The organism is Streptomyces sp. NPDC017943 (genome assembly GCF_044328425.1).
Lineage (GTDB): Bacteria > Actinomycetota > Actinomycetes > Streptomycetales > Streptomycetaceae > Streptomyces > Streptomyces djakartensis_A.
In genome coordinates, this window is record NZ_JBIRHH010000005.1 from 221,506 (window position 1) to 246,037 (window position 24,532).

Annotated in this window: 23 protein-coding genes; 16 read left to right on the forward strand and 7 right to left on the reverse strand. The window is 74.1% G+C overall.

Going from position 1 to position 24,532, the window contains the following annotated elements; genetic code table 11:
• Positions 1-52 precede the first annotated feature (52 nt).
• Positions 53-796 carry an SDR family oxidoreductase gene (locus ACH4C6_RS17990; protein WP_398109539.1) on the forward strand — a complete coding sequence of 248 codons (744 nt, stop codon included), beginning with the start codon at positions 53-55 and terminating at the stop codon, positions 794-796.
• Positions 797-1,278: 482 nt separating this feature from the next.
• Here the strand turns inward: ACH4C6_RS17990 and alc are convergent, their stop codons facing one another.
• Together alc and allB are read right to left on the reverse strand one after the other, a co-directional pair.
• Complete coding sequence (alc, locus tag ACH4C6_RS17995) at positions 1,279-2,394, reverse strand: allantoicase (RefSeq protein ID WP_398109540.1); 1,116 nt, start codon at positions 2,392-2,394, stop codon at positions 1,279-1,281.
• A gap of 39 nt (positions 2,395-2,433) precedes the next feature.
• Positions 2,434-3,774, reverse strand: a complete 1,341-nt coding sequence (allB, locus tag ACH4C6_RS18000; RefSeq protein ID WP_398109541.1) for an allantoinase AllB — start codon at positions 3,772-3,774, stop codon at positions 2,434-2,436.
• A 247-nt stretch (positions 3,775-4,021) separates the two neighbouring features.
• Between allB and ACH4C6_RS18005 the strand changes: the two genes are divergently transcribed.
• Complete coding sequence (locus ACH4C6_RS18005) at positions 4,022-4,819, forward strand: IclR family transcriptional regulator (protein WP_398109542.1); 798 nt, start codon at positions 4,022-4,024, stop codon at positions 4,817-4,819.
• Positions 4,816-5,493: a DUF6304 family protein gene (locus ACH4C6_RS18010; protein WP_398109543.1), complete on the forward strand. Its 678-nt coding sequence runs from the start codon at positions 4,816-4,818 to the stop codon at positions 5,491-5,493. Before ACH4C6_RS18005 ends, ACH4C6_RS18010 begins: the two co-directional genes overlap by 4 nt.
• A gap of 16 nt (positions 5,494-5,509) precedes the next feature.
• Here the strand turns inward: ACH4C6_RS18010 and ACH4C6_RS18015 are convergent, their stop codons facing one another.
• A complete protein-coding gene (locus tag ACH4C6_RS18015) occupies positions 5,510-5,806 on the reverse strand; it encodes a DUF5955 family protein (protein ID WP_398109926.1) in 297 nt (98 codons plus the stop codon).
• A 337-nt stretch (positions 5,807-6,143) separates the two neighbouring features.
• Between ACH4C6_RS18015 and ACH4C6_RS18020 the strand changes: the two genes are divergently transcribed.
• Both ACH4C6_RS18020 and aceB read left to right on the forward strand, forming a co-directional pair.
• Positions 6,144-6,758 (forward strand): NTP transferase domain-containing protein, encoded by a 615-nt coding sequence (locus tag ACH4C6_RS18020; RefSeq protein ID WP_398109544.1) that lies wholly within the window; start codon positions 6,144-6,146, stop codon positions 6,756-6,758.
• Between the two features lie 205 nt (positions 6,759-6,963).
• Entirely contained in the window at positions 6,964-8,589 is a 1,626-nt protein-coding gene (aceB, locus tag ACH4C6_RS18025) for a malate synthase A (RefSeq protein WP_398109545.1), read from the forward strand.
• A 10-nt stretch (positions 8,590-8,599) separates the two neighbouring features.
• Here aceB and ACH4C6_RS18030 read toward each other — a convergent pair whose 3' ends face one another.
• Together ACH4C6_RS18030 and ACH4C6_RS18035 are read right to left on the reverse strand one after the other, a co-directional pair.
• On the reverse strand, positions 8,600-8,869 hold the full coding sequence (locus ACH4C6_RS18030; protein WP_030242193.1) for a SelT/SelW/SelH family protein: 270 nt from the start codon (positions 8,867-8,869) through the stop codon (positions 8,600-8,602).
• On the reverse strand, positions 8,866-9,780 hold the full coding sequence (locus tag ACH4C6_RS18035) for a HipA family kinase (protein WP_398109546.1): 915 nt from the start codon (positions 9,778-9,780) through the stop codon (positions 8,866-8,868). The genes ACH4C6_RS18030 and ACH4C6_RS18035 overlap by 4 nt, the downstream gene beginning before the upstream one ends.
• Before the next feature lie 183 nt (positions 9,781-9,963).
• Between ACH4C6_RS18035 and ACH4C6_RS18040 the strand changes: the two genes are divergently transcribed.
• The 6 genes from ACH4C6_RS18040 (at position 9,964) to ACH4C6_RS18065 (ending at position 16,513) form a co-directional block, all read left to right on the forward strand.
• Positions 9,964-10,527: an MSMEG_1061 family FMN-dependent PPOX-type flavoprotein gene (locus ACH4C6_RS18040; protein WP_398109547.1), complete on the forward strand. Its 564-nt coding sequence runs from the start codon at positions 9,964-9,966 to the stop codon at positions 10,525-10,527.
• A gap of 56 nt (positions 10,528-10,583) precedes the next feature.
• Complete coding sequence (locus ACH4C6_RS18045; protein WP_398109548.1) at positions 10,584-11,453, forward strand: ABC transporter ATP-binding protein; 870 nt, start codon at positions 10,584-10,586, stop codon at positions 11,451-11,453.
• On the forward strand, positions 11,450-12,433 hold the full coding sequence (locus tag ACH4C6_RS18050) for an ABC transporter substrate-binding protein (protein ID WP_398109549.1): 984 nt from the start codon (positions 11,450-11,452) through the stop codon (positions 12,431-12,433). The genes ACH4C6_RS18045 and ACH4C6_RS18050 overlap by 4 nt, the downstream gene beginning before the upstream one ends.
• Positions 12,434-12,441: 8 nt before the next feature.
• Positions 12,442-14,514, forward strand: coding sequence for an iron ABC transporter permease (locus tag ACH4C6_RS18055; protein WP_398109550.1), 2,073 nt, complete (start codon positions 12,442-12,444; stop codon positions 14,512-14,514).
• A gap of 80 nt (positions 14,515-14,594) precedes the next feature.
• Positions 14,595-16,094: an APC family permease gene (locus ACH4C6_RS18060; protein ID WP_398109551.1), complete on the forward strand. Its 1,500-nt coding sequence runs from the start codon at positions 14,595-14,597 to the stop codon at positions 16,092-16,094.
• Between the two features lie 2 nt (positions 16,095-16,096).
• Positions 16,097-16,513: a universal stress protein gene (locus tag ACH4C6_RS18065; protein ID WP_398109552.1), complete on the forward strand. Its 417-nt coding sequence runs from the start codon at positions 16,097-16,099 to the stop codon at positions 16,511-16,513.
• Positions 16,514-16,547: 34 nt separating this feature from the next.
• Here the strand turns inward: ACH4C6_RS18065 and ACH4C6_RS18070 are convergent, their stop codons facing one another.
• Positions 16,548-18,095, reverse strand: a complete 1,548-nt coding sequence (locus ACH4C6_RS18070) for an IucA/IucC family protein (protein WP_398109553.1) — start codon at positions 18,093-18,095, stop codon at positions 16,548-16,550.
• Positions 18,096-18,195: 100 nt separating this feature from the next.
• On the opposite strand from ACH4C6_RS18070, the gene ACH4C6_RS18075 reads away from it, so the two are divergent.
• From ACH4C6_RS18075 to ACH4C6_RS18085, 3 genes are read left to right on the forward strand one after another with little or no spacing between them, the layout of a single operon-like run.
• A complete protein-coding gene (locus tag ACH4C6_RS18075) occupies positions 18,196-19,689 on the forward strand; it encodes an IucA/IucC family protein (RefSeq protein WP_398109554.1) in 1,494 nt (497 codons plus the stop codon).
• A 44-nt stretch (positions 19,690-19,733) separates the two neighbouring features.
• The gene (locus ACH4C6_RS18080) at positions 19,734-20,999 is read left to right on the forward strand and encodes a VWA domain-containing protein (RefSeq protein ID WP_398109555.1); all 1,266 of its coding nucleotides are present in this window, start codon (positions 19,734-19,736) and stop codon (positions 20,997-20,999) included.
• On the forward strand, positions 20,999-21,790 hold the full coding sequence (locus ACH4C6_RS18085) for a hypothetical protein (protein WP_398109556.1): 792 nt from the start codon (positions 20,999-21,001) through the stop codon (positions 21,788-21,790). Before ACH4C6_RS18080 ends, ACH4C6_RS18085 begins: the two co-directional genes overlap by 1 nt.
• A gap of 63 nt (positions 21,791-21,853) precedes the next feature.
• Here ACH4C6_RS18085 and ACH4C6_RS18090 read toward each other — a convergent pair whose 3' ends face one another.
• Positions 21,854-22,480: a winged helix-turn-helix transcriptional regulator gene (locus ACH4C6_RS18090; protein WP_398109557.1), complete on the reverse strand. Its 627-nt coding sequence runs from the start codon at positions 22,478-22,480 to the stop codon at positions 21,854-21,856.
• An 87-nt stretch (positions 22,481-22,567) separates the two neighbouring features.
• On the opposite strand from ACH4C6_RS18090, the gene ACH4C6_RS18095 reads away from it, so the two are divergent.
• Positions 22,568-23,776: a pyridoxal phosphate-dependent aminotransferase gene (locus ACH4C6_RS18095; protein WP_398109558.1), complete on the forward strand. Its 1,209-nt coding sequence runs from the start codon at positions 22,568-22,570 to the stop codon at positions 23,774-23,776.
• A gap of 101 nt (positions 23,777-23,877) precedes the next feature.
• The gene (locus tag ACH4C6_RS18100) at positions 23,878-24,507 is read left to right on the forward strand and encodes a hypothetical protein (RefSeq protein WP_398109559.1); all 630 of its coding nucleotides are present in this window, start codon (positions 23,878-23,880) and stop codon (positions 24,505-24,507) included.
• Positions 24,508-24,532: the final 25 nt, after the last annotated feature.

A 24,532-nucleotide genomic window follows, 5' to 3' on the forward strand; every position in this document is an offset into this window, starting at 1 on the left:
CGGCGTCCGTTGCCCGCCGGTGCCCGGGCCGGCCGGCCGCTGGAATGGGGGCATGACAGCTCGAGGAACTCTGGACGGCAAGGTGGCTCTCGTGACCGGCGGGAGCCGTGGCATCGGCGCGGCGACGGCCCTGCGACTGGCGCGGGAGGGTGCGGACGTGGCCGTCGGGTACGTCGGCGGCGAGGAGGCGGCCCGGGCCGTCGTACGGGAGGTGGAGGCGCTGGGCCGCCGGGCGGTGGCACTGCGCGCGGACGCGGCGGACGCCGCCGAGGCGGTCGAGGTGGTGGACGCGGCGGCCGAGGCACTGGGCCGGCTGGACATCCTGGTGAACAACGCGGGTGTGGGAGTGCTCGGTCCGCTGGAGAGCCTGTCGCTCGCGGACGTCGACCGCGTGCTCGCCGTCAACGTGCGCGCGGTGTTCCTGGCCTCGCAGGCGGCCGCCGCGAGGATGCGGGAGGGCGGGCGGATCGTCACGATCGGCAGTTGCATGGCGCAGCGGGTGCCGGGGCCGGGTGGCACGCTCTACGCCATGAGCAAGGCGGCCCTGATCGGCCTGACCAGGGCACTGGCCCGGGAGCTGGGCGCTCGCGGCATCACCGCCAACGTCGTGCACCCCGGCCCGATCGACACCGACATGAACCCGGCGGACGGGCCGTACGCACCCGGCCAGGCGGCGCTGACCGCGCTGGGCCGGTTCGGCACGGCGGACGAGGTGGCCTCGACGGTGGCGTACCTGGCGGGGGCGACGTATGTGACGGGGGCGGAGTTCGCGGTGGACGGCGGCCACGCGGCGTAGCGGGCCGAGGCCCCTCCGGGGGCGAGTTTCCTCGGCGGGCCCGGGCCCGCCGCCGGGCTGCCACCCGGGAGCGGTGCGGCGACGCACCGACCGGCGGGACCGGCCACCGACCCTGCGGCGGGACCGCCTCCGGCCGGCCGCCGGACGGCCCGGCGCGGCCGCCGGCCGCTTCACCGGCGGCGCCACGCCATCCGGCGTCGAAGACCGCCCCGGCCGCCGCTTCCGGCGACCCGGCTACGCCCCGGGCGGCCCCCGGGTGACGCCGAGGGAGCAGGACCGGAAAGCCCACGGTCCTGCAACCCGGCGTCACCGACGGCGTGCAAGGAACCCGGCGTTCACCCCGGACGCCCGGTCGGGGCCACCGGAACCACCCCGCCTTCCCCGCGGGGACCGGAAAGCCCGGGGCACGGACGGCACGCTGGGAAGCCCGGCGTGCCGCCGGTGCGGGCGGTCGGCCGACCGGCCGCACCGGGGCGGGCGGGTCAGCCGCCGAGTTCCTGGTGGCGGGCCGCGAGGCGGCTCGTGCCCTCCTGGGTCAGGGAGCCGAAGAGGCGCAGGCGGGAGATGCCGCCGTCCGGGAAGATGTCGAGGCGCGCGTGCGTGCCCACGACCGGCTCCGGCAGGACGAAGCGATGGTTCGTGTCGGGCTGGAGGCGGGTGCGGGGCAGCACCTCCCGCCAGTCGCCGTCCTCGCCGTCCCTGACCGAGACCGACGCCCAGCCGGCGCTGTTGCCCTTGAGGTAGGCGGTGTCGATCTCCAGCGCGCGGATCTGCGCCTGGGCCGTCAGCCGGTAGCGGATCCAGTCGTGGCCCCGGTCGCGGCGGCGGCGGGTCTCCCAGCCGTCGTCCATCTTGTGGGAGCGGCCCGGCTGGATGGTGTGGGAGGCGGGCGAGTAGAAGAGGTCCGACGCGTCCTCGACCAGGCCGCCGTTCTCCAGGGCGACGACGTCGAACGTGCCGAGCGCTCCCAGCCAGACCGGATCCGGCACGACCTCGCCGTGCACGCGCAGGCGGGCGACACCGCCGTCGGGGTGCTGCCGGATCCGCAGGTGGGTGAAGCACTGCTCGGCGGCGACGGCGAAACCGTTCGCCGCGTGCCCGCCCACCGGGGTGCGCGGGACGAGGGTCGTCCACTTCACGTCGTCACCGAGGAGCTCGGCGGGCGACGGGGAGCCCGGCACGGCGGTGCCCTCGACGGACACGGCCTGCGGGTAGTTGCCGCGGAAGTGGGCCGTGTCGACGACGATCCCGCGGATCACGCCCGGGGCGCCGAGCCGGACCAGGGCCCAGTCGTGGTCCTCGTCGGCCGGCCAGGGGTGCTCGGCGGAGACGCCCCGGCGGCGCCGCGTCTCCCAGCCGTCCATGATCTTGCCCTTGTGTCCGAAGTGCTCGGGGTCGAACACGGCGCGCTCCGGCACCAGCAGGTTCTCGCGCTGGGCGAAGAACTCGTCGTTGGCGGCGATGACACCGGCCCCCAGCCGCCGGTCGGCGAGGTTGGCGTACGAGGTGAAGGGGAAGTCGGCGGTGCGGTAGTCCGCGTACGGGTCGCCGCCGGAGTAGGGGTTCGCGTCGCCGGTGAAGCTGGGGATCGCCGTCACGATGATCAGGTCTTCCTTTCGGGTGTCCGGGATGGGAGGTCAGTCGGTCCGGGTGAGGAGCTGCCCCTTCGGCTCGGTGAACTCGCCGTCCGCCATGATCTTCCGGCCTCGCAGCCAGGTGGCCTTCACGACGCCCTGCAGGGTCCGGCCCGCGTAGGCCGTGACGCGGTTGCGGTGCTGGAGGGCGACAGGGTCGACGGTGAAGGTCTCGTCGGGGGCGAGGACGGCGAAGTCGGCGTCGTGGCCGGGCGCGATGGCGCCCTTGCGGCCGTCCAGTCCGACCAGTGCGGACGTCCGCGCCGACATCCAGCGCACGACGTCCTCCAGGCCGTGCCCGCGCCTGCGTGCCTCGGTCCACACGGCGGACAGGCTCAGCTGGAGTCCGGAGATGCCGCCCCAGGCCGTCGCGAAGTCGTCGGTCTTGAGGTCGGCGGTGGACGGGGAGTGGTCGGTGACGACGCAGTCGATGGTGCCGTCGGCCAGCGCCTGCCAGAGCAGGTCCTGGTTGGCGGCCTCGCGGATCGGCGGGCAGCACTTGAACTCGCTGGCGCCGTCGGGGACTTCCTCGGCGGTGAGGGTCAGGTAGTGGGGGCAGGTCTCCACGGTGATGCGCACGCCCTCGGAGCGCGCCTCGGCGATCATCGGCAGGGCGTCGCTGGAGGACAGGTGCAGCACGTGCACCCGGGCGTCGAGGGCCCGGGCCTCGCGGATGAGCTGGGCGATGGCGGTGTCCTCGGCGTCCCGGGGACGGGAGGCGAGGAAGTCCGCGTAGCGGGGGCCGGGCTGCTGCGGGGCGGTGGCGAGCAGGCGCGGGTCCTCGGCGTGCACGATGAGCAGTCCGCCGAAGGCGGCGATCTCGGCCATGGAGCGGGAGAGCGCCTCCCGGTCCAGGTGCGGGAACTCGTCCACGCCGGACGGCGACAGGAACGCCTTGAAGCCGAAGACGCCGGCCTCGTGCAGCGGGCGCAGGTCCTTGACGTTGCCGGGCAGGGCCCCGCCCCAGAAGCCGACGTCGATGTGCGCCTTGTCGGCGGCAACCTGCTGCTTGGTCCGCAGGTGCGCGACGGTGGTGGTCGGCGGCAGGGAGTTGAGGGGCATGTCGACGAGGGTGGTGATGCCGCCGGCGGCCGCGGCCCGGGTGGCGGTCCAGAAGCCCTCCCACTCGGTGCGGCCGGGGTCGTTGACGTGCACGTGGGTGTCGACCAGGCCGGGCAGCAGGACGTGGTCGCCCAGGTCCTCCAGGCGGGCGGCGTCCGGCACGGGCGCGTCGTACGGGAGGACCGCGGTGATCGTGCCGCCGGCGACGGCCACCGAGGCGGGGCGCGTCCCCTCGGGCGTCAGGACACGCGTCGAGCGGAGCACCAGTTCAGCGTCGGACACCCGGACCCCTTACGTTTCACACGCTTCCGCGTACCGGAATTCAACTTTCTGTTGAAGGAGTCTTCACGCCCGCTCCGGCCCCGTCAAGGGCAGACTGGCCACGACGCCCGCCTCGGACCCACCTCTGGACGTTTCCACAAGGCGGAATTACACTTCCGGGAAGCAGAACGTAGCTCCGCACAACCGGGGAGTCGACCGACCGCCGGGTAGGCTTCAGCTCTTCCGCCAGCCCCGAAAGGAACGCGCCGTGCCGACGTCCAGCGCCAGCACCACCGACTCCGCCCGGTCCTCCTCCAACGGTGGCGTCCAGTCCCTGGAGCGCGCCTTCGACCTGCTCGAACGGATGGCGGACGCGGGCGGCGAGGTCGGGCTGAGCGAGCTGTCCGCCAGCAGCGGACTGCCCCTGCCGACCATTCACCGTCTGATGCGCACCCTGGTGGCCTGCGGATACGTACGTCAGCAGCCCAACCGGCGCTACGCGCTCGGCCCGCGCCTGATCCGCCTCGGCGAGTCGGCCTCCCGGCTGCTGGGCACCTGGGCGCGGCCGTACCTGGCGCGGCTGGTCGAGGAGACGGGCGAGACGGCGAACATGGCGCTGCTGGACGGCGACGAGATCGTCTACGTGGCGCAGGTGCCCTCGAAGCACTCGATGCGCATGTTCACCGAGGTCGGCCGGCGCGTGCTGCCGCACTCCACGGGCGTGGGCAAGGCACTGCTGGCCGGTTTCCCGCCCGAGGAGGTGCGCGCCCTGCTCTCCCGCACGGGCATGCCCGCCGCGACGGACAAGACGATCACGACGGCCGACGGCTTCCTCGCGGCCCTGGAGGACGTGCGCGCCCGGGGCTACGCGGTCGACGACAACGAGCAGGAGATCGGGGTGCGCTGCCTGGCCGTCCCGGTACCCGACTCCCCCACCGCCGCGGCGATCTCCATCTCCGGTCCGGCGGGCCGGGTCACCGAGGCGGCGACGGACCGGATCGTGCCGGTGCTCCAGCAGGTCGCCGGCGAACTGTCGCAGGCCCTCGCCAGCCAGAACCCGGCGTGAGCGGGTTACACACCTGGCCGGGCCGCTACACCGACCGGCACGGCAGCGAGGACCTCGCCTTCGAGTCCGACGGCCGGGAGCTGATCCGCACGACGATCAGGGGCGTGCTCTTCGAGGGCGGGACGATGGACACGCTCGGCGCCCTGGCCGGCGACCCGCCCGAGGCGATGTTCCGCCTCCACGACGGCGACCTGTGCTCCTGCCTGCTCGAGTGGGAGGTGCCGCTCCCGGTCGCGGCCGCGGGGCGAGAGCCCCGGACGGGCGTGCTGCACTGCGCCCTGCGGCTGGGCGAGCCGGTGGCCTCGGGCGCCCTGGACGAGGAGGGCCTGACGGTCACCCTGCGGCTCGACGGGCGCGCGTACGGCGGGGAGGACTACGGCGACTTCGAGACGGCCCTGTACGCCATCCAGCGCCTGCTCCCGCCCGGGCAGCTGCTGCGGGCGTGCATCGCGTGCGCCTGGTCCGACTACCACCCGGTGGGCCACTCGATGATGACCGGGCTGGCCTGCTTCCGGAACACCAAGGACCGCTACCGCCGGGTCGACGGCAAGCGGGGTCCGCAGGGGATCTTCGCGCTCTGGCCGCAGCTCACCGAGTTCGTGCAGGAGACGCATCTGTGCGGGGAGTTCGAACCCCGCGGCGCCCACGCGGGGTACCGGGGGACGTTCCCGTAGCGGCGGGCCGGTCCGCCTACACGGACCGGCGCACCGGCCGGCCGAAGAGGTCCACCGCGCGCCGGACGTCCGCCAGCGCGGACGACAGGGCGCTCACCGAGCCGATCGCGCCCGCGACCAGGAGCAGGGAGCGCCGCAGGCGGGCGATGTCGGGGGTGCCGGTGGCGGCCATGGCGTCCAGGGCCGCCAGTTCCTCCTCGGCGGTGCCCCGGTCCGCGAACTCGGCCGGATGGGCGGCGAGACGGCGGCGCAGCCGGGACACCGCCGCGCGCAGCTCCGTCACGCGCGGGTCCGTCACGCGCGGGTCCGTCACGCGCAGTTCTGTCACGTGCAGTTCGGTCACGCGCGCGCCCGCCTGCCCGCCGGCCGCGGGCCCCTGCCGCTCCTGCTCCACGCTCCGCAACACGGTCCTCCCCCTCGCACCTCGTCGTGCGCCTGCCTGGTGGCCCGAAGTCCCCCCGCCGCGGCCCCTGTTCGGGCATCCCGCCGGTTCGGTGCGGGCGACAGTAGACGACGCGGGCCGCCAGGCGCCAGTCCGCTGCGTCATCGACTTGCTCCGCTGCGTGACTTCCCGGCCCGGGCGCCCGCCCCGTGCGACGCGGCCGCCGCATCGCCCGTGACCCGCGCGGGGCGTGCGGTATGCAGGAGCCATGACGACACGTGAGACGACGGACGGGACGCGCGCGGTGGCCGGGCTGCTGCTGGCGGCGGGAGGAGGCCGGCGGCTGGGCGGACGCCCCAAGGCGCTGCTGCCGCACCGGGGGCGGCCGCTCGTGGAGCACGCCGTGCGCGTCCTGCGCGAGGGCGGCTGTGCGACGGTCCATGTCGTCCTGGGTGCCCGGTCCGACGAGGTGCGCGCCCGGGCCTCACTGGACGGATGCGTCCTGGTGGACAACCCGCAGTGGGAACAGGGCATGGGGACGTCCCTGCGCGCCGGGCTGGACTCCCTGGCCGGCTCCCCGGCGCGGGCCGCCCTGGTCGCGCTCGTCGACCAGCCCGGCATCGGGCCCGAGGCGGTGGCCCGGGTCCTGGGGGCGTACGACGGCGAGAACGCCTTGGTGTCCGCCGCGTACGCGGGGGTGCGCGGACACCCGGTGCTGTTCGGCGCGGCGCACTGGGCCGGCATCGCGGCGACCGCCACGGGCGACCGGGGGGCGCGCGCCTACCTGAAGGAGCACGCCGCGGCGGTCCGCCTCGTCGAATGCGGGGACGTGGCCCGGCCCTTCGACATCGACACCGAGGCCGATCTGGCACACCTGGAGTGAACGGGGTGGCACGGGGAGCCACCTTGGCTCGATCCGGAGAATCTCGACATCAACAAACGATTGAACTTCCACCATGAGGAAACTAGTATCCACTGATCAGAAGCGCCCACCCCCCTCCGGGCGCCCATCGCCGTATCCGGGAGGACTGGCACCGGGTGCCGCCCGCCGGTTCGTTGTCACAGCTCGCCGAAGGAAGTGACCGTTCATGTCCGCTCCAGCGCCGTCCCCGCTGGCCATCGTCGACGCCGAGCCCCTGCCCCGGCAGGAGGAGGTCCTCACCGAGGCGGCACTCGCCTTCGTGGCCGAGCTGCACCGGCGGTTCACCCCCCGGCGTGACGAACTCCTGGCCCGCCGCGCCGAGCGCCGCGCCGAGATCGCCCGCACCTCCACCCTCGACTTCCTGCCGGAGACGGCCGCGGTCCGCGCCGACGACTCCTGGCGGGTCGCCCCGGCCCCGGACGCCCTGAACGACCGCCGGGTCGAGATCACCGGCCCCACGGACCGCAAGATGACCATCAACGCCCTCAACTCGGGCGCCAAGGTGTGGCTCGCGGACTTCGAGGACGCCTCCGCGCCCACGTGGGAGAACGTCGTCCTGGGCCAGCTCAACCTGATCGACGCCTACACCCGGAACATCGACTTCACCGACCCGAAGTCCGGCAAGTCCTACGCCCTCAAGGCGAACGAGGACCTCGCCACGGTCGTCATGCGCCCGCGCGGCTGGCACCTGACGGAGCGTCACCTCGTCGACGCCGACGGCACCGCGGTGCCCGGCGCGCTCGTCGACTTCGGCCTGTACTTCTTCCACAACGCCCGGCGCCTGCTGGACCCCGGCAAGGGTCCGTACTTCTACCTCCCCAAGACGGAGTCGCACCTGGAGGCCCGCCTCTGGAACGAGGTGTTCGTCTTCGCGCAGGAGTACTGCGGCATCCCCCACGGCACCGTCCGCGCCACCGTCCTCATCGAGACGATCACGGCCGCGTACGAGATGGAGGAGATCCTCTACGAGCTGCGCGACCACGCCTCCGGGCTGAACGCCGGCCGCTGGGACTACCTGTTCTCCATCGTCAAGAACTTCCGGGACGGCGGCGCCCGGTTCGTCCTGCCCGACCGCAACGCGGTGACGATGACCGCCCCGTTCATGCGCGCCTACACCGAACTCCTCGTACGCACCTGCCACAAGCGGGGCGCCCACGCGATCGGCGGCATGGCGGCGTTCATCCCCTCCCGCCGGGACGCCGAGGTCAACAAGGTCGCCTTCGAGAAGGTCCGCGCCGACAAGGACCGCGAGGCCGGGGACGGCTTCGACGGCTCCTGGGTCGCCCACCCCGACCTGGTGCCCATCGCCATGGAATCCTTCGACAAGGTCCTCGGCGACAAGCCGCACCAGAAGGACCGGCTCCGCGAGGACGTCCACGTCGAGGCGGCCGACCTCATCGCCGTCGACTCGCTCGACGCCAAGCCCACCTACGCCGGCCTGGTCAACGCCGTGCAGGTCGGCATCCGTTACATCGAGGCCTGGCTGCGCGGCATGGGCGCGGTCGCCATCTTCAACCTGATGGAGGACGCGGCCACCGCCGAGATCTCCCGCTCCCAGATCTGGCAGTGGATCAACGCGGAGGTCGTCCTCGACAACGGCGAGCAGGTCACCGCCGAGCTGGCCCGCAAGGTCGCCGCCGAGGAACTCGCGAACATCCGGGCCGAGATCGGCGAGGAGGCCTTCGCGGCGGGCACCTGGCAGCAGGCGCACGACCTGCTGCTGAAGGTCTCCCTCGACGAGGACTACGCCGACTTCCTGACGCTGCCGGCGTACGAGCAGCTCCAGGGCTGAGGCGCCGCCGCTACCGCTCCGAGTGGCCCAGGGTCTTCCCCGGAGCCACTCGGTCGCGTACGGCCTTCTTCACGGCCGTCGGCTCCGGGAAGCCCTGCTCGCGCCGGTCCCAGACCACCTCGTCGCCGACGCGGACGACGAACACCCCGCCCGTGCCCGGCTTCAGCGCCAGCTCGGTCAGCTCGGCCTCGAAGGTGGTGAGCAGTTCCTGGGCCAGCCACGCCGCGCGCGGCAGCCACCGGCACTGCGTGCAGTACTCGATCTCGACACGGCCGCTCATCCCAGGTGCACCGACCAATCCTGCTCGGCCGCGGGCTTGCCGTGCAGGTCGGGCACCTGCCTGAGCCACGCGGGGCGTTCCCTCTGGTTGCGCTGCGCCCGCCGGGCCTCCTCGGCGGCGAGCTCCTCCCGGCTGGGGAAGTCGGTGGGCAGCCAGGCCGCCGACGCCTCCACGCGCGCACGCAGGTACCGGACGTACGCCTCGCGGGCCGCGTCCGGGCCGCTGAAGACGGGGTCGCCGGCGAGCCAGGGATCCGGCACCTCCGCGAGGATCCCGCGCAGCAGCTCCTCGGTGACCCGAGGGGCGAGTTCGGCGTCGGCGGCACGCACGTCCGGCCCGTAGTGGCCGAGGGCGTGGTGCCGGAAGTCGTAGGCCTTCGCCGGGTCCGTGGCGTCCCAGCGGTGGTGGAAGACCAGGGCGGCGCCGTGGTCGATCAGCCACAGGCGCGGGCGGGCGACGCCCAGGGTGGGCCAGACCATCAGGTTGGAGCTGTGCACCGTGCGGTCGACGTTCACGGTCAGGGCGTCCAGCCAGACGATCCGCCCCGCCTCCAGCGGGTCGACGGGGAAGACCCGGGCGATCTCCGGGGTGAGGTCACGGGCGCCGGGCAGGTGGTCCATGCCGAGGTTGAGACCCGCGCTGGCCGCGTGCAGGTCCCGCACCTCCTGGTGCGGCTCGTCGTCGGCGACCGCCGGGTCGAAGTGCACCAGGACCAGTTCCGGGAACCGCAGCCCGAGGGCACGGGCCAGTTCGCCCACGACGATCTCGGCGACCAGTGCCTTGCGGCCCTGCGCGGAGCCGGTGAACTTCACGACGTAGGTGCCCAGGTCGTCCGCCTCGACGACCCCGGGGACGGAGCCGCCCGAGTGCAGAGGTTCGACGTAACGGGTGGCGGTGACCTCTCTCAGCATGCTGCGAGACCTCGCAGACGGTCCACCTGGCTCTTCACGGCCCACTCCAGCGCATGGGCCCGAGCATACGCACACCGGCGGCCGGCCGCGGCGGCGATCACCGGGAGACCGGTAAGGGCACCCTAAGCAGACCCGGTTAGGCTGCGACCGACCGTCCGACAACGCACACCCCGGGAGCCGGCCTTGCCGCACACGACCGACACGGGCGCCCGCACGCCGCACGCCCCGGCCGAAACCGGCTGGAGAGAACTGGAGTCGGCCGGCGAACTGCGCCGACTGCTCGGCGAGCCCTGGCCGGTGGTGATCGAGAAGGTGCACGACCGGCTCACCGACCAGGACCGGGACATCCTGTCCCGCTCGCCCTTCTGCCTGCTGGCCACGTCCGACGCGCAGGGCAACTGCGACGTCTCGCCGCGCGGGGACGCGCCGGGGTTCACGCACGTCCTCGACCCGGGCACCATCGCGCTGCCCGACCGGGCGGGCAACCGGCGCGGCGACAGCTTCCACAACATCCTGGGCAATCCGCACGCCGGACTGCTGTACCTGGTGCCGGGCGCGAAGGAGGTGCTGCGCGTGAACGGCCGGGCCCGGATCCTCACCGACGCCCCGTTCTTCGACGCCATGGCGCAGGAGGGCGGGCGTCCGGCCCTCGCCCTGGTCCTGGAGATCGACGAGATCTTCCTGCACTGCCCCATGTCGCTGCGCCGCTCGGGCGTATGGGACCCGGCGTCGTGGCCCACCGGGTGAGTCGCGGCTCCCTACCCCTTGGCAAGGCGATATTAGGTTAGGCTAACCTTCGCGTTGTGAGATCTGGTGAAGAACCCGTGGGCGGACCGCGTCTGCGCGGGCATCAACTGTCGGCCACCGGCGTGACCGTGTCCTACGACGGCACCGACGTCGTGCACGACGCGGCGCTCGCGCTGCGGCCCGGCGAGGTGACCGTGCTCGTGGGCCCCAACGGCAGCGGGAAGTCGACGCTGCTGCGCACGATCGCCAGGTTGCAGCGGCCCCGCCGGGCGGAGCTGACGCTCGACGGCGCCACGGACGGACTCGCCCTGTCCGCCAAGGAGTTCGCCCGGTACGTGGCCCTGCTGACGCAGGGGCGGCCCACGCCGAGCGGGCTCACCGTGCGCGACCTCGTGGAGTTCGGCCGCTACCCGTACCGCGGCCGCTTCGGCCGTCCGGACCCCGACGCGCAGGCCGCCGTGGAGCGGGCGCTCGCCCTGACCGGGGTGAGGGAACTCGCCGAGCGCGGCGCCGACCACCTCTCCGGAGGGCAGTTGCAGCGCGTCTGGCTGGCCAGTTGCCTCGCCCAGGAGACCGGCGTGCTGCTGCTGGACGAGCCCACGACCTATCTCGACCTGCGCTACCAGGTCGAACTCCTCGACCTCGTCCGCGACCTGGCCGACGACCACGGGATCGCCGTGGGCGTCGTCCTGCACGACCTCGACCAGGCGGCCGCCCTCGCCGACCGCGTCACGCTGCTCGAGGCGGGCCGGATCGTCGCCGACGGCCCGCCCGAGGACGTCCTGACCCCCGAACGGCTGACCGCCGTCTACGGCATCCGCATCGACGTCGACACCGACCCCCACACCGGCCGGATACGGACCCGCCCGATCGGCCGGCACCACACCCGTTCCACCCGAAGCGAAAGGCTCGGCACCACCACATGAGACGCCTCCTGCTCACCGCGGCCACCACCACCGCCGCGGCGCTCACCCTGGCCGCCTGCGGCACCACCGAGCCCGCCGCCGACAGCTCGAAGGAGAAGCCTGCCGAGGCCATCACCCTCACGGACTCCACGGGCGCGAAGGTGAAGCTCGACGGGCCCGCCAAGAAGGTCGTCGCCACCGAGTGGAACGAGGTCGAGAGCCTCATCACGCTCGGCGTCGACCCGGTGGGCGTCGCCGACGTCAAGGGCTACAAGATCTGGGACTCCGCCGTCCCGCTGAAGAACGAGCCGAAGGACATCGGCACCCGCGGCGAGCCGAGCATGGACACCATCGCCTCGCTCTCCCCCGACCTCATCGTCGCCAGCTCCGACCTGCCGGACGCGGCCGTGAAGCAGCTGCGCAAGGTCGCCCCGGTCCTGGAGATCAAGTCGGCGGACGGCTCCGACCAGATCGGCCAGATGTTCGAGAACCTCGACCTCATCGCCAAGGCGACCGGCACCACCGACCGGGCCGAGGCGGCCCGCAAGAGCTTCGACGCCAAGGTCGCCGAGGGCAGGAAGAGCCTCGCCGACGCCGACCTGGCCGGCGCCGACGTCGCCTTCGCCGACGGCTACGTGACGTCCAACCAGGTCTCCCTGCGGCCCTACACCAGTTCGTCCCTGATCGGCTCCGTCAACGAGCGGCTCGGGCTGAAGAACGCCTGGAAGGTCAAGGGCGACCCGGCCTACGGCCTCGGCACCACCGACGTCGAGGGCCTCACCGGCCTGCCGAAGGACGTGCAGTTCGCCTACATCGGCAACGACGGCGACAAGTCCAGCAACCCGTTCTCCGGCCAGCTGAAGAAGAACGCCGTGTGGACCTCCCTGCCGTTCGTGAAGGCGGGCGACGTGCACCGACTGCCCGACGGCATCTGGATGTTCGGCGGTCCCCGGTCGATGGAGGCGTACATCGACGCCCTCGTCGACGCGCTGCAGAAGTAACGCCCGTCATGGCCGTCACCGAAGCACCCCCCGCCACCCGTCCGCCGGCGGCCGCGTCCCGGACCGGTGCGGCCGCGGTGACGGCCGGACTCGTCCTCGCGGTCGCCGCCCTCGCCGTCGTCGACATCACCCAGGGCACCGCGGCCGTCGGACCCTCCCAGGTGTTCAACGCCCTGACCGGGCAGGCCGACGCGGGCGACGCCTCCGTCGTCATCGCCTCCCGGCTGCCGCGGATGACCGCCGGCATCCTGGTCGGCGTCGTCCTCGGCATCGCCGGAGCCGTCCTGCAGGCCGTCAGCCGCAACGTGCTCGCCTCGCCCGACACCCTCGCGGTGAACGCCGGTTCGTACCTGGCGCTCGGCCTGGCCGGCGCCTCCGGCGTCTCACTGCCGCTGCTGGCCTCCTCCGGCGTCGCCTTCGCGGGCGGCCTGGCGGCGGCGGCCGTCGTGCTCGCCCTGTCCGGCCTGGGCACGGGCACCGTCCGGCTGGTCCTCGCCGGCACGGCGCTCGCGCTGGGGCTGAACTCCGTCACCGAGGGGCTGCTCCTGCTGTTCCCGCAGGAGACCGACGGCCTCTACCAGTGGAACCAGGGCAGCATCGGCCAGAACGGCTTCGACGGCGTGCTCCAGATGCTGCCCGTCGCCGTGGCCGGCCTCGCCGGGCTGCTGCTCGTCGCCCGCCGGGTCGACGCCCTCGCCCTCGGGGACGACGCGGCGCGCGGACTGGGCGTCCCGGTCACCGCCACCCGGGTCACGGTGGTCGTCCTCGCGGCCCTGCTGTCGGCGGCCGCCGTCACCCTGGCCGGACCGCTCGGCTACGTCGGCCTGTGCGCACCGGCCCTGGTGCGTCCGCTCGCCCGCCGCTTCCGGGGCTTCACGCGCGCCCGGGCGGCCCTGCCGGTGGCCGGGCTGGCCGGTGCCGCGCTGGTGCTCGGCTCGGACGTGCTGCTGCGGGCGCTCATCCCCGCCGACACCGCCGTCGCCGTCCCCACCGGCATCGTCACCAGCCTGGTGGGCGCGGTGTTCCTGGTGGTGACGGCCCTGCGGCTGCGGGACACGGCCGGGGCCGAGACCCCGGACCGGCTGCGCATCCCCAGCCGGGCGGTGTTCACCGTCACGGTGACCGTGCTGGCCGCCGCGGTCGTCGGCGTGGCCGTGGCCGGCGTGCTGCTGGGCGACAGCAAGCTCCTGCTCGGCGACGTCGCCAACTGGGCGCAGGGACGGGCCGGTCAGGCCGTGTCCTTCGTCCTGGACACGCGGGTGCCCCGGGTGCTCGCGGCCCTGTGCGCGGGCGCCGCGCTCGCCCTCGCCGGCACCCTGGTGCAGGCCGTGACCCGCAATCCGCTGGCGGAGCCGGGCGTGCTGGGCGTCTCGGGCGGGGCCGCGCTGGGCGCCGTCGTGCTGGTGACGACCGTGCCGTCCGTCGGGTCCTGGGGCATCGCCGGGGCCGCGTTCGGCGGGGCCGCGCTGTCCTCCGCCGTCGTCTTCGGGCTCGCCGCCCGCGGCGGCTACCGGCAGAACCGGCTGGTCCTGGTCGGCATCGGCATGGCGGCCGGCTCCACGGCCCTGATCAGCCTGCTCATCGTGCTCACCGACCCCTTCAACGCCGTCAAGGCGCTGACCTGGCTGTCCGGTTCGACCTACGGGCGGACCACGGCGGACGTCGTGCCCGTCGCCCTGGTGCTGGTGCTCGGACTGGCCGTGGCGGTCGCCCGCCGCACCGAGCTGGACCTGGTCTCCCTGGACGACCACACCCCCCGGCTGCTCGGGCTCGCCCTGCCCGGGGCCCGGCTGGGCTTCCTCGTGGTGGGGGTCCTGCTCGCCGCGACCGCCGTGGCCTCGGCCGGCACCATCGGCTTCGTGGGCCTGGTGGCGCCGCACGCGGCCCGTGCCCTGGTGGGCCGGCGGCACGTGCGCGTCGTGCCGGTCGCCGTGCTGCTGGGTGCCGCGCTCGTCGGGACGGCCGACCTGATCGGACGCACCGTCATCGCCCCCGCCCAGCTCGGGGCCGGGCTGATGACGGCGGTGATCGGGACGCCGTACTTCCTGTACCTGCTGGTCCGCGGCCGGAGGGCGACATAGGGCGGCACACGACGCACAATGCCTGAAATGCCCCGTACATCCCTGTTGTATGGATCCACGCACAACGGGAGTGAGGGAGCATGGCCAAGGACAGCACGGACGCCGGCCCGCCGCCGTCCGCGAGCCTGAAGCCCGACGCGATCGGGTTCCTCGACGCACTGGTCATCGGGCTCAACGCCACCTCACCGGCGTACTCGGTGGCGGCGGTCATCGGGCCGATCGTGGCCCTGGTGGGTCTCTACGCCCCCGGGGTCATGCTCGCCTCGTTCGTGCCCATGCTGCTGATCGCCTCGGCGTTCTACTACCTCAACAAGGTCGACCAGGACTGCGGCACGACCTTCTCGTGGGTCACCCGGGCCATGGGGCCGTGGGCGGGCTGGCTCGGCGGCTGGGCCATCACCATGACCGGCGTCCTGGTCGTCGGCTCGCTGGCGGACGTCGCCGTGACCTTCTTCCTGCTCGCGGTCGGTCTGGACGGCTGGGCGGACAACGACGTCGTCCGTCAGGTCCTCACCGTGCTGCTGATCGTGGTGATGACGGCCCTATGCGTGATCGGCACCGAGGTGTCGGCGAAGGTGCAGAACGCGCTGATCCTGGCGCAGGTCGCCTGCCTGCTCGCCTTCGCCGTCGTGGCGCTCCACCGCGTGTACGCCGGCACCGGCACCCTGGACGCGATCAGACCCGAGTTCGAGTGGCTGAACCCGTTCGGCGCGGGCGGTGCGCCCCTCACCGCCGCCCTGCTGCTGGGGGTGTTCATCTACTGGGGCTGGGAGTCGGCGGTCAACCTCACCGAGGAGGTCGAGGACTCGGCGACCGCGCCGGGCAAGGCGGCCGTCTGGTCGACGGTACTGCTGCTGGTGACCTACGTCGCGGTCGCCTTCGCCGTCGTGGGCTACGCCGGCACCGCCTACCTCGCGGAGAACGCCGGCGAGGAGGAGTTCGTCTTCGCGCTGCTCGCCGGGGAGGCGATGGGCGGCTGGGACTGGGTGGTGCTGCTGGCGGTGTCCACCTCCGCGCTCGCCTCCACCCAGACGACGATCATCCCGGCCTCGCGCACGGGTCTGTCCATGGCCCGGCGCCACGCGCTGCCCGCCCACTTCGGCCGCATCCACCCGCGGTTCCGCACGCCCGACGTGAGCACCTGGTGGGTCGCCGGCATCGCCATCGCCTGGTACCTGGTGCTGTACCACCTCAGCGAGAACGCCCTCTTCGACTCCCTGACCGCCCTGTCCCTGCTGATCGCCTTCTACTACGCCCTCACCGGCGTGGCCTGCGCGGTGTACTACCGCCGCCAGCTGACCCGCAGTGTCCGCGACTTCCTGCTGATCGGGCTCGGCCCGCTGATCGGCGCGGGACTGCTGGCCTGGCTGCTGGTGGAGTCGGTGACGGACATGGCCGATCCGGCCAACTCCTACAGCGGCGTCTCGTGGTTCGGGCTGGGCCCGCCCCTCGTCATCGGCATCGGCATCGCGCTGACCGGCGTGATCCTCATGATCGTGTGGCGGCTGCGGGCCCCCGCCTTCTGGTCGGAGCAGCCCGGCGTGGTCGATCCCGCCCTCCTCGACGGCAAGGAGTCCTGAACATGTCGGTGGTCCTCGGCTACGACGAGTCCCCGGGCGCGCGGCGCGCGCTGCAGGTCGCGATCGAGGTGGCGACCGCGTACGACGAACGGCTGGTCATCGTCTACGGGGCCGCGGCCCCCGGTGTCACCGGCGAGGAGTACGGCGCCCACCACGACGCCGTCCGGGAGGCCGGGACCACCGCGCTCGGCCGCGCGGTCCGGGTGGCCGAGGAGGCCGGGGTGCGCACGGAGGTCGAACTGGTCGACGAGCGGCCCGCCCAGGCGCTGCTCGGCACCGCGGCCCGGCACGGCGCACGGGTCATCGTGGTGGGCACCTGGGGGGAGAGCCCGGTGCGCGGCGCGCTCCTCGGCTCGACCCCGCACAAGCTGCTGCACCTGTCCACCGTCCCGGTGCTGTGCGTACCGGCCGAGTCCTGAGACGGGCGGGTGCCGTTGCCCTGCTGCGTCCGCGTCAGGTCCCTGCCGCGAGCGGGTTGGGCACCGGCAGGTAGCGCGCGTCGGCGCCGTCCGCGTCCGTCCAGCGCAGCAGCAGGTTGGTCTTGGCGGGGAGGGTGGGCGAGGCGAGCAGGGCGGCGACCTCGGGCAGGTCGTGGCGGGCCAGTTCGCGGCGGACGGCCGGCCAGGGGTCGAACCCGGCGTGCCGTTCGGCGAGGGCGGCGGCGACCTCGGTGAGGTGGTTGACGACCAGGCAGTACACCAGCCGCTCCCAGCCCGCCTCGCGCGACACGTCCGGCACCCGTTTCACGCCCTCGGCGTCCCGGTACAGCGCCTGCACCGGGAGGCCGGCCGCGTCCACGGCGACCAGCGTGTTCTGCAGATGGGCCTCCAGGACCACCCCGTGCCCGGCGAACGCCCACACGACCGGCGGGACCACGCACGCCAGGTACGCCGTCCACCAGCCCTCGGGGTCGGCGGTGCGTTCCAGGGGGCTCCCCGGGAATCCCTCGACGAGGCCGGCGGCGAGCAGCGGGGTCGCGCCGGGCCGCAGCCGGTCCCCGAATCCGTCGCGGACGAGGACGGCGAGCGCCTCGAAGGCGAACCCGGCCGTGCGGTACCCGCGGTCGCCGAGCCAGGCCGGGGGGCCGTCGAACGTCGCGAACGCGGCGCACACGGCCCGGTCGGTCCGGCGCAGGGCGAGCAGGTCGTGCCGCCACAGCCGGCGGACGTCGTTGGTGATCCGCACGTCCAGGCTGAACTTGAGGAACAGGTCGTGCCCGGGCGAGTACAGCGTGCGGATCGCGGCCGTGGGCCAGCTGTCCTCGGCGGCCGTGCCCAGGCGGACGAGCCGGCCGTCCGCGAAGGGGGCGGCGAGTTCCCCCGCGGCCAGGTCGAGCTGCCAGGGGTGGGCCGGCAGCAGCCGGTAGCCGGGCGGGGCCGTGCCCAGCGCGTCGAGCGCCGAGGTGTCGCCCTCCTCGACGACGAGGTCCTCGCGCACACCCAGCAAGACGGCCGGGAAGGCCGCGTACGCCTCGGGGGCGTAGGGCAGCCAGCCGGCGGCGGGGCCGCCCCCGCGGGCCTTGGGGGCGGGGTGGTGGGTGTGGCCGGTCAGGAGCGACTGCTCGGAGCGCCGGTAGGGGTCCGCGGGCGGGGCGGTCCGCGCCCGGGCGGCCAGCAGGGCGGCGACCGCGTCGCGGCTGGCGAGCATCTCGGCGGGCAGTTCGGGGTGGGACAGTCCGGTGTGCCGGCGCAGTTCGTCGGCGACGAGTTCCACCAGCTCCGCGTGGTCCAGGCGGTGCCAGCCGCCGGGCGTGCGCACCTCGGGGCCGGCGGGCCGACGCGTCCCGCGCACGCGCAGCAGGCGGTCCGCACCGGGCAGGCGGTACACCCGGTGGTCGCCGTCGCCGTCGCCGTCGCCGCGCACCGGCTGGGCCACTTCCCGCAGCAGGCAGTTCAGCAGCGGTACGGCGGCGTACGCGTCGGCGAGGCGTGCGGTGGCCGGGTCGTCGCCGTGGGCCGAGTCGTCGTCGGCGGGCGGGGGCATGAGGTCCACGCGTTCCACTCGTCCCTGTGGTCCTTCCGGCGTTCCGGGCGGAGATGATCAGTATGCCGGTCGTCGCCGTCCCGCTGTGACGCCCTATCCGTACCCGAGGAGCCCGCCCGTGCACCGTCCCCCCTGCGCCGAGACCGAGGCAGCCGAGGAGCTGGCCGCCGTGCGCCCCTCCCTGCTGCCGCGGTACGAAGCCGAACTGCCCGGTGCCCGGGCGGCCGTGCTGTCCCGCCTGTGGCGCGGGCTGGCCCATGATCCGCTGCCCTGGGCCGTGCGCCGGGAGGGCGGCGGGGACGGGCTGACCCTGCACCTGGCGGACGGGCGCCGGCTGCACGGGCCCCGCCCGGACCCCTACGCGACCGGCGCCGCCGTCACGGCCGTCCGGCTCGACGGGACGGACCACGACGACCCGGCGCGGCTGATGACGGCTCTGGACGTGCCGCACTCCGCCTCCTTCGCCGCCGAACTCGCCCACGGCGTCGCCTCGATGGCCCTGTCCCGGGCCGGGCAGAGCGGCGGCCGGGAGGCATGGCCGGAGCACGACTGGGAGTGGGAGCAGCGGATCGTCGACGGGCACCCGTTCCACCCGGCGTGCCGGTCGCGGCCCGGCTTCTCGGTGGCCGAGCAGCTCGCGTACGGGCCCGAGCACCGGCCGGTGGTGGAGCTGGGGATGGTGCCGGTGCGGGCGAGCGAGTGCCTGGTGTCGGGCGTGTGGCCGCAGGAGCTGCGCGACGGGGAGCACCTGGTGCTGCCGGTGCATCCCTGGCAGGCGGCGCACGTGCTGAAGCGGACCTGCGACCAGCGGCGCCCCGGGCATCCGCTGATGGCCCTGCGGACGCTGGCACTGCCCGGCGGGCCGCATGTGAAGACCTCGCTCAGTGCCCGGCTGACGTCCTCCGTACGGGACATCTCCCTGCCCTCGGTGGCCGCCTCCGCGCTGCTGTCGGACTTCGCCGCGGCGCCCGCGGCGCGCACGGAGGGTCTGCTGCACGTCACGCGCACGCTGGGCGCCGCGGCGGCCGGTTCGCCCGACTTCGCGGCCGTCCTGCGCGAGTCGCCGCAGACGTACGCGGCGCCCGGCGAGCGCGTCCTGCCGGTGGCCGCCCTCGCCACCACCGACCTGCCCCGCTCCCCCGCGTGGCTGGCCGGGTTCGCGCGTCTCGCCCTCACCGTCGGCCTGCGGCTGCTCGAACTGGGGGTGGCCCTGGAGGCGCACGGCCAGAACCTGCTCGTGGTGCTCTCCGCCTCGGGCGAACCGCTGCGGCTGGTCTACCGCGACCTGGCCGACATCCGCGTCAGCCCGGCCCGCCTGACCCGGCACGGCATCGAGGTGCCCGACCTGCCCGCGCGCATGGTCACCGACGACGACCGCGCGCTGCGCCGCAAGCTGTTCGGCTCGCTCGTGGCGGGCGCGCTCGCCGGCACGGCCGGTTCGGGCGGGGCGCTGGCCGCGGCGCTGGAGACGGCGGTGCGCGATCTCCCGCCCACGGCGGACCTGGCCGCGCTGCGCACCGAACCCCTGCCCGCGAAGGCGCTGACGCTGATGCGGCTCTCTCCGCGGTCCCCCGGGGACCAGTGGGCGGACCTGCCCAACCCCTTGCTGTGAGGCCCGTTTTGGAGCCCGCCCCGGGTGATCAATAGGATCCGCCGATGATCACAAGTAAACGGCTGGCGGCGGGCCTGTGCGCCCTGCTCGCCGCGCTCACGGCCGGGCTCGCCTTCCCGGCCGGGGCGGCCGCCGGCGAACCCACGGGCCAGGACGCCCCCAAGGTCGATCTCGTCCTCGACGTGAGCGGCTCGATGCGGGCGCGGGACATCGACGGCCGGTCGCGGATGGCCGCCGCCAAGCAGGCCTTCAACGAGGTGCTCGACGCGACGCCCGAGGAGGTGGAGCTCGGCATCCGCACCCTCGGCGCCGACTACCCGGGCGACGACCGCCGCACCGGCTGCAAGGACACCGCGCAGCTCTACCCGGTGGGCCCGCTGGACCGCACCGAGGCGAAGACGGCCGTCGCGACGCTCACCCCGACCGGCTGGACGCCCATCGGACCGGCCCTGCTGAAGGCGGCCGACGACCTCGACGGCGGCGACGGCTCCAAGCGCATCGTGCTGATCAGCGACGGCGAGGACACCTGCGCCCCGCTCGACCCGTGCGAGGTGGCCCGGGAGATCGCCGCGAAGGGCATCGGCCTGACCATCGACACCCTGGGCCTGGTGCCGACCGCCAAGCTGAGCCGGCAGCTCAGCTGCATCGCGGAGGCGACGGGCGGCACGTACACCTCGGTGGAGCACCAGGACGAACTCACCGACAAGGTGAGCGAGTTGGTCGACCGGGCGGCCGACCCGGTGGTGACGCCGGTGCCGGCGGAGGGTGCCGCCGCCTGTGCGCAGGCGCCGGCGCTGAAGTCCGGGCTGTACAGCGACCGTGAGGAGTTCGGGCAGCAGCGCTGGTACCGGGTGGACGTGCGGCCGGGTCAGGAGCTGCGCGCCTCGGTGAGCGTGGCGGCCGACCGGGCCGTGAACCCGGCCCACGGCGTCCTGCTGCGGGCGGTCACCGCCAAGGGCCGTGAGATCGTGCGCGGCGAGGCGGCGGGCAACGGCCGCACCGACGCCGTCTCGACGGGGCTGCGCTACCCGAAGGCGGGGAGCGACGAGGAGGACGCTCCGGCCGAAGCGGTCTGCCTGGCCGTCTCGCACTCCTTCTCGGCGGCCTCCGGTGTGAAGACCACGCCCGGTCTGCCGCTGGAGCTGACCGTGGACGTCGTGGACGCCCCGGACCCGGCGGGCGACGTGGCCGCCTTCGGTCTGGGCCGCGGCTGGTGGCTGCTCGGCGTCCTCGTCCTCGCCGGCTTCCTCGCCGGTCTTGTCTGGGGCTGGCTGTCACGCTGGCGGGTCGCGGTCTGGAGGACGAGCTGATGCGCATGCTGCGTGCGACGATCGCCGCGCTGCTGACCGCGGGCCTCGCGACCGCCCCCGCCGCGGCCGACTCCTCGCCGAGCCCTTCGCCGGACGGCTCCGGCGCGCCCTCGCGCGCCGGTACCTCGTTCCGCACCGCGACGGAGATCGAGCAGGGGCAGCGGGCCACCGCGGGCGGCTCCACCGGTGACTACCTGTACTGGTCGTTCCCGGCCGACACCGGGCAGCGACCGACGGTCCGGGCGACGGTGAAGCTCCCCGAGACCCACACCGCCCAGACCTGGCAGATCGACGTCTACGACGGTCTGCGCCGCCGCCAGGCCTGCCGGTACGGGGCGCAGACGCACACCGCCGCCGCGGACGCCACCACGGTGGAGCTGGCCTGCGCGCTGCGCACGGTGCGGGCCTGGTCCGAGCCGTGGGCCGCCGATCCCCTGCCGGGCACGTACTACCTGCGTCTGACGGCCGTCGCCGTCGGCACCGGCGACCTCGGCCTGCCGGTCGGCGCCGAGGTCCGGGTGGGCTCGGACGACGCCGGCGGCGCCGCGGCGGTGGACGGTTCGCTGTCCGAGCCGCTGGTGCCGGGGATCGCGACGGCGCCGGAGGAGGAACGCGAGGACGCGGCGGTGCTGGCCGGCCTCGAACCCGACGACGGCTGGAGCTCCGGCTGGTGGTCGGACCGCTGGGTGTGGACGGCGCTGGGCGGCGTCCTGGCCGCGCTGGCCGGCGTCGGCGGATACGCGCTGACGCGCGGCACGGGGCGGCCCTCCCGGGTCCCGCCCGGCGCGTGACACCGCGACCCTGCGTGTGAACAGAAGGCCCGCCCCGTGCGGGCCTTCTGCCGTTCCGTCGGGTCAGAGCTCCCGGAGCGCCTTGGCGAGCGCGCCCTCGCCGCCCACCTCGACGCGGCCCGCCCGGACGGCGTCGGCCAGGGCCAGCTCCCCCCTGCTCAGCGCCGTACAGGTGGCGGTGTCCAGCACCAGCCGGGCGTCCGGTTCCACGGGGGCGGGCCCGTCACCGCAGACCGGCCCCTGCGCGGACCCCGCGTAGAGGTGGAACAGGCCCTCCTCCAGGTGGACTTCGACGAGGCCCTCGCCGTCCAGCAGGCGCAGCAGGGGCAGGGCGAACCAGTGCGCGCGCACCGCGTCGGTGGGTCCACGCTCCCCCAGCGCCGCCTCGCCCCAGGCGCCGAGCGCCTGCAGCACCGGCAGCAACTCCCGTCCCCGGGGGGTGACTTCGTACACGGAGACGGCACCGGGCGGGGGCAGCCGGCGCCGGGTCACCAGCCCGTCGCGCTCCATGTCCCGCAGCCGTGAGGCGAGTACGTCCGTGCTGACCCCGGGCAGATCCGCGTGCAGGTCGGTGTAGCGGCGGGCACCGGCGAGGAGCTCCCGGACGATCAGGAGGGTCCAGCGGTCACCGACCAGGTCGAGGGCGCGGGCGACGGAGCAGTACTGGTCGTAGCGTCGGCGAGGTGGCATGCGGGGCAGTCTAGACAAGTTGTTGGACTTTCCAAGCGACTACTTGGTAAAACCAAGCAGCACCAGTCGCCAGAGGGGAAGCAGCACATGGAGTTCCGCCAGTCGAGCAAGCTGAGCGAGGTCTGCTACGAGATCCGCGGCCCGGTGATCGAGCACGCCGACGCGCTGGAGGAGGCCGGGCACAGCGTGCTGCGGCTGAACACCGGCAACCCGGCCCTGTTCGGCTTCGAGGCGCCCGAGGAGATCGTGCAGGACATGATCCGGATGCTGCCGCGCGCGCACGGCTACACCGACTCGCGCGGTGTCCTCTCCGCCCGCCGCGCGGTCGCCCAGCGGTACCAGACGCTCGGCCTGGAGGTCGGCGTCGACGACGTCTTCCTCGGCAACGGCGTGTCCGAGCTGGTGTCGATGGCCGTCCAGGCGCTGATCGAGGACGGCGACGAGATCCTGATCCCCGCCCCGGACTTCCCCCTCTGGACGGCCGTGACGACCCTCGCGGGCGGCAGGGCGGTCCACTACCTGTGCGACGAGCAGGCCGAGTGGTACCCCGACCTCGACGACATGGCCTCGAAGATCACGGACCGTACGAGGGCGGTCGTGATCATCAACCCCAACAACCCCACCGGCGCGGTCTACCCGAAGGAGGTCGTCGAGGGCATCCTCGACCTCGCCCGGCGGCACGGCCTGATGGTCTTCGCCGACGAGATCTACGACCAGATCCTCTACGACGACGCCGTGCACCACTCGGCCGCCGCGCTCGCCCCCGACCTGGTGGTCCTCACCTTCTGCGGCCTGTCCAAGACCCACCGCGTGGCGGGCTTCCGCTCCGGTTGGCTGGTGGTCACCGGCCCCCGGCAGCACGCCAGGGACTACCTGGAGGGCCTGACCATGCTGGCGTCCATGCGGCTGTGCGCCAACGCGCCCGCGCAGTACGCCATCCAGGCCGCGCTCGGCGGCCGGCAGTCCATCGGCGAGCTGACCGCGCCGGGCGGGCGGCTGCGCGAGCAGCGGGACGTGGCCTGGCGCAAGCTCAACGAGATCCCGGGCGTGAGCTGCGTGAAGCCCAAGGGCGCGCTGTACGCCTTCCCCCGGCTGGACCCGCGGGTGTACCCGATCCACGACGACGAGAAGTTCGTCCTCGACCTGCTGCTGCGGGAGAAGATCCAGGTGGTGCAGGGCACCGGCTTCAACTGGCCCACGCCCGACCACTTCCGGATCCTGACCCTGCCGTACGCCGACGACCTGGAGGCGGCGATCGGCCGGATCGGACGGTTCCTCGCCGGGTACCGGCAGTAGGCGCCGGGCCGGTGGCGGGGCGGGTGTCAGTGGCGGGCCGTAGCCTGCGAGCAGGTGGGGCGAGTGCCCCGGGGCCTGCCGACGCCGGAGAGGAGCACGCCGTGACCCGACCGCCGACCGCCGCGCAGCAGCGTGTCATCGACGCCGCCGACCCGGTCACGGGACGGCTCAGGGGCACCCCCGCGCAGCTCACGGCGCTGGTGGGGCGGGGACTGGCCTTCCGGCACCCTAGGCCGCCGCACGACCACTTCCTCACACCGGAGGGGCACCGGGTGCGCCAGGGCATCACCCAGGCACCCGAGCCGGGCGGCGCCGCCCCCGCCCCGACCGGCGTGTTCGCGGCCCGCACCGGCGGCGAGCCCGATCCGCCGCCGTCCGGGCCCGCGCGGCGCCGCGAGGTGCACAGCGCCTGGCAGGGCCTGGTGGAGCTGCGCCGGATGACCAACCCGGACGGCTCGGTGGACCGGCCGTGCGGCTGGGAGCGCACGCATCTGGTGCAGGCCGCGGCCCTGGCCCTGGAGGCGGCCGGGCACCGCCCCGCCGGCCCGGAGGACGGCGGGTACCGGGTGCGGGACACCCCGCAGCCCGAGGCCGTCGCCGTCCAGGAACCGGACCCCGGGGCCCTGGGGGCCTGCGCGGCCACCCTCGAAGGGGCGGGCTGGCAGGTGAGCGAGCACCGCGAGCCGCGCACCGGCACCCGCTATCTCCTGGCCTCGCCGCGCCGGGCGTGAGGGGCATGTCAGGATCGGTGGATCG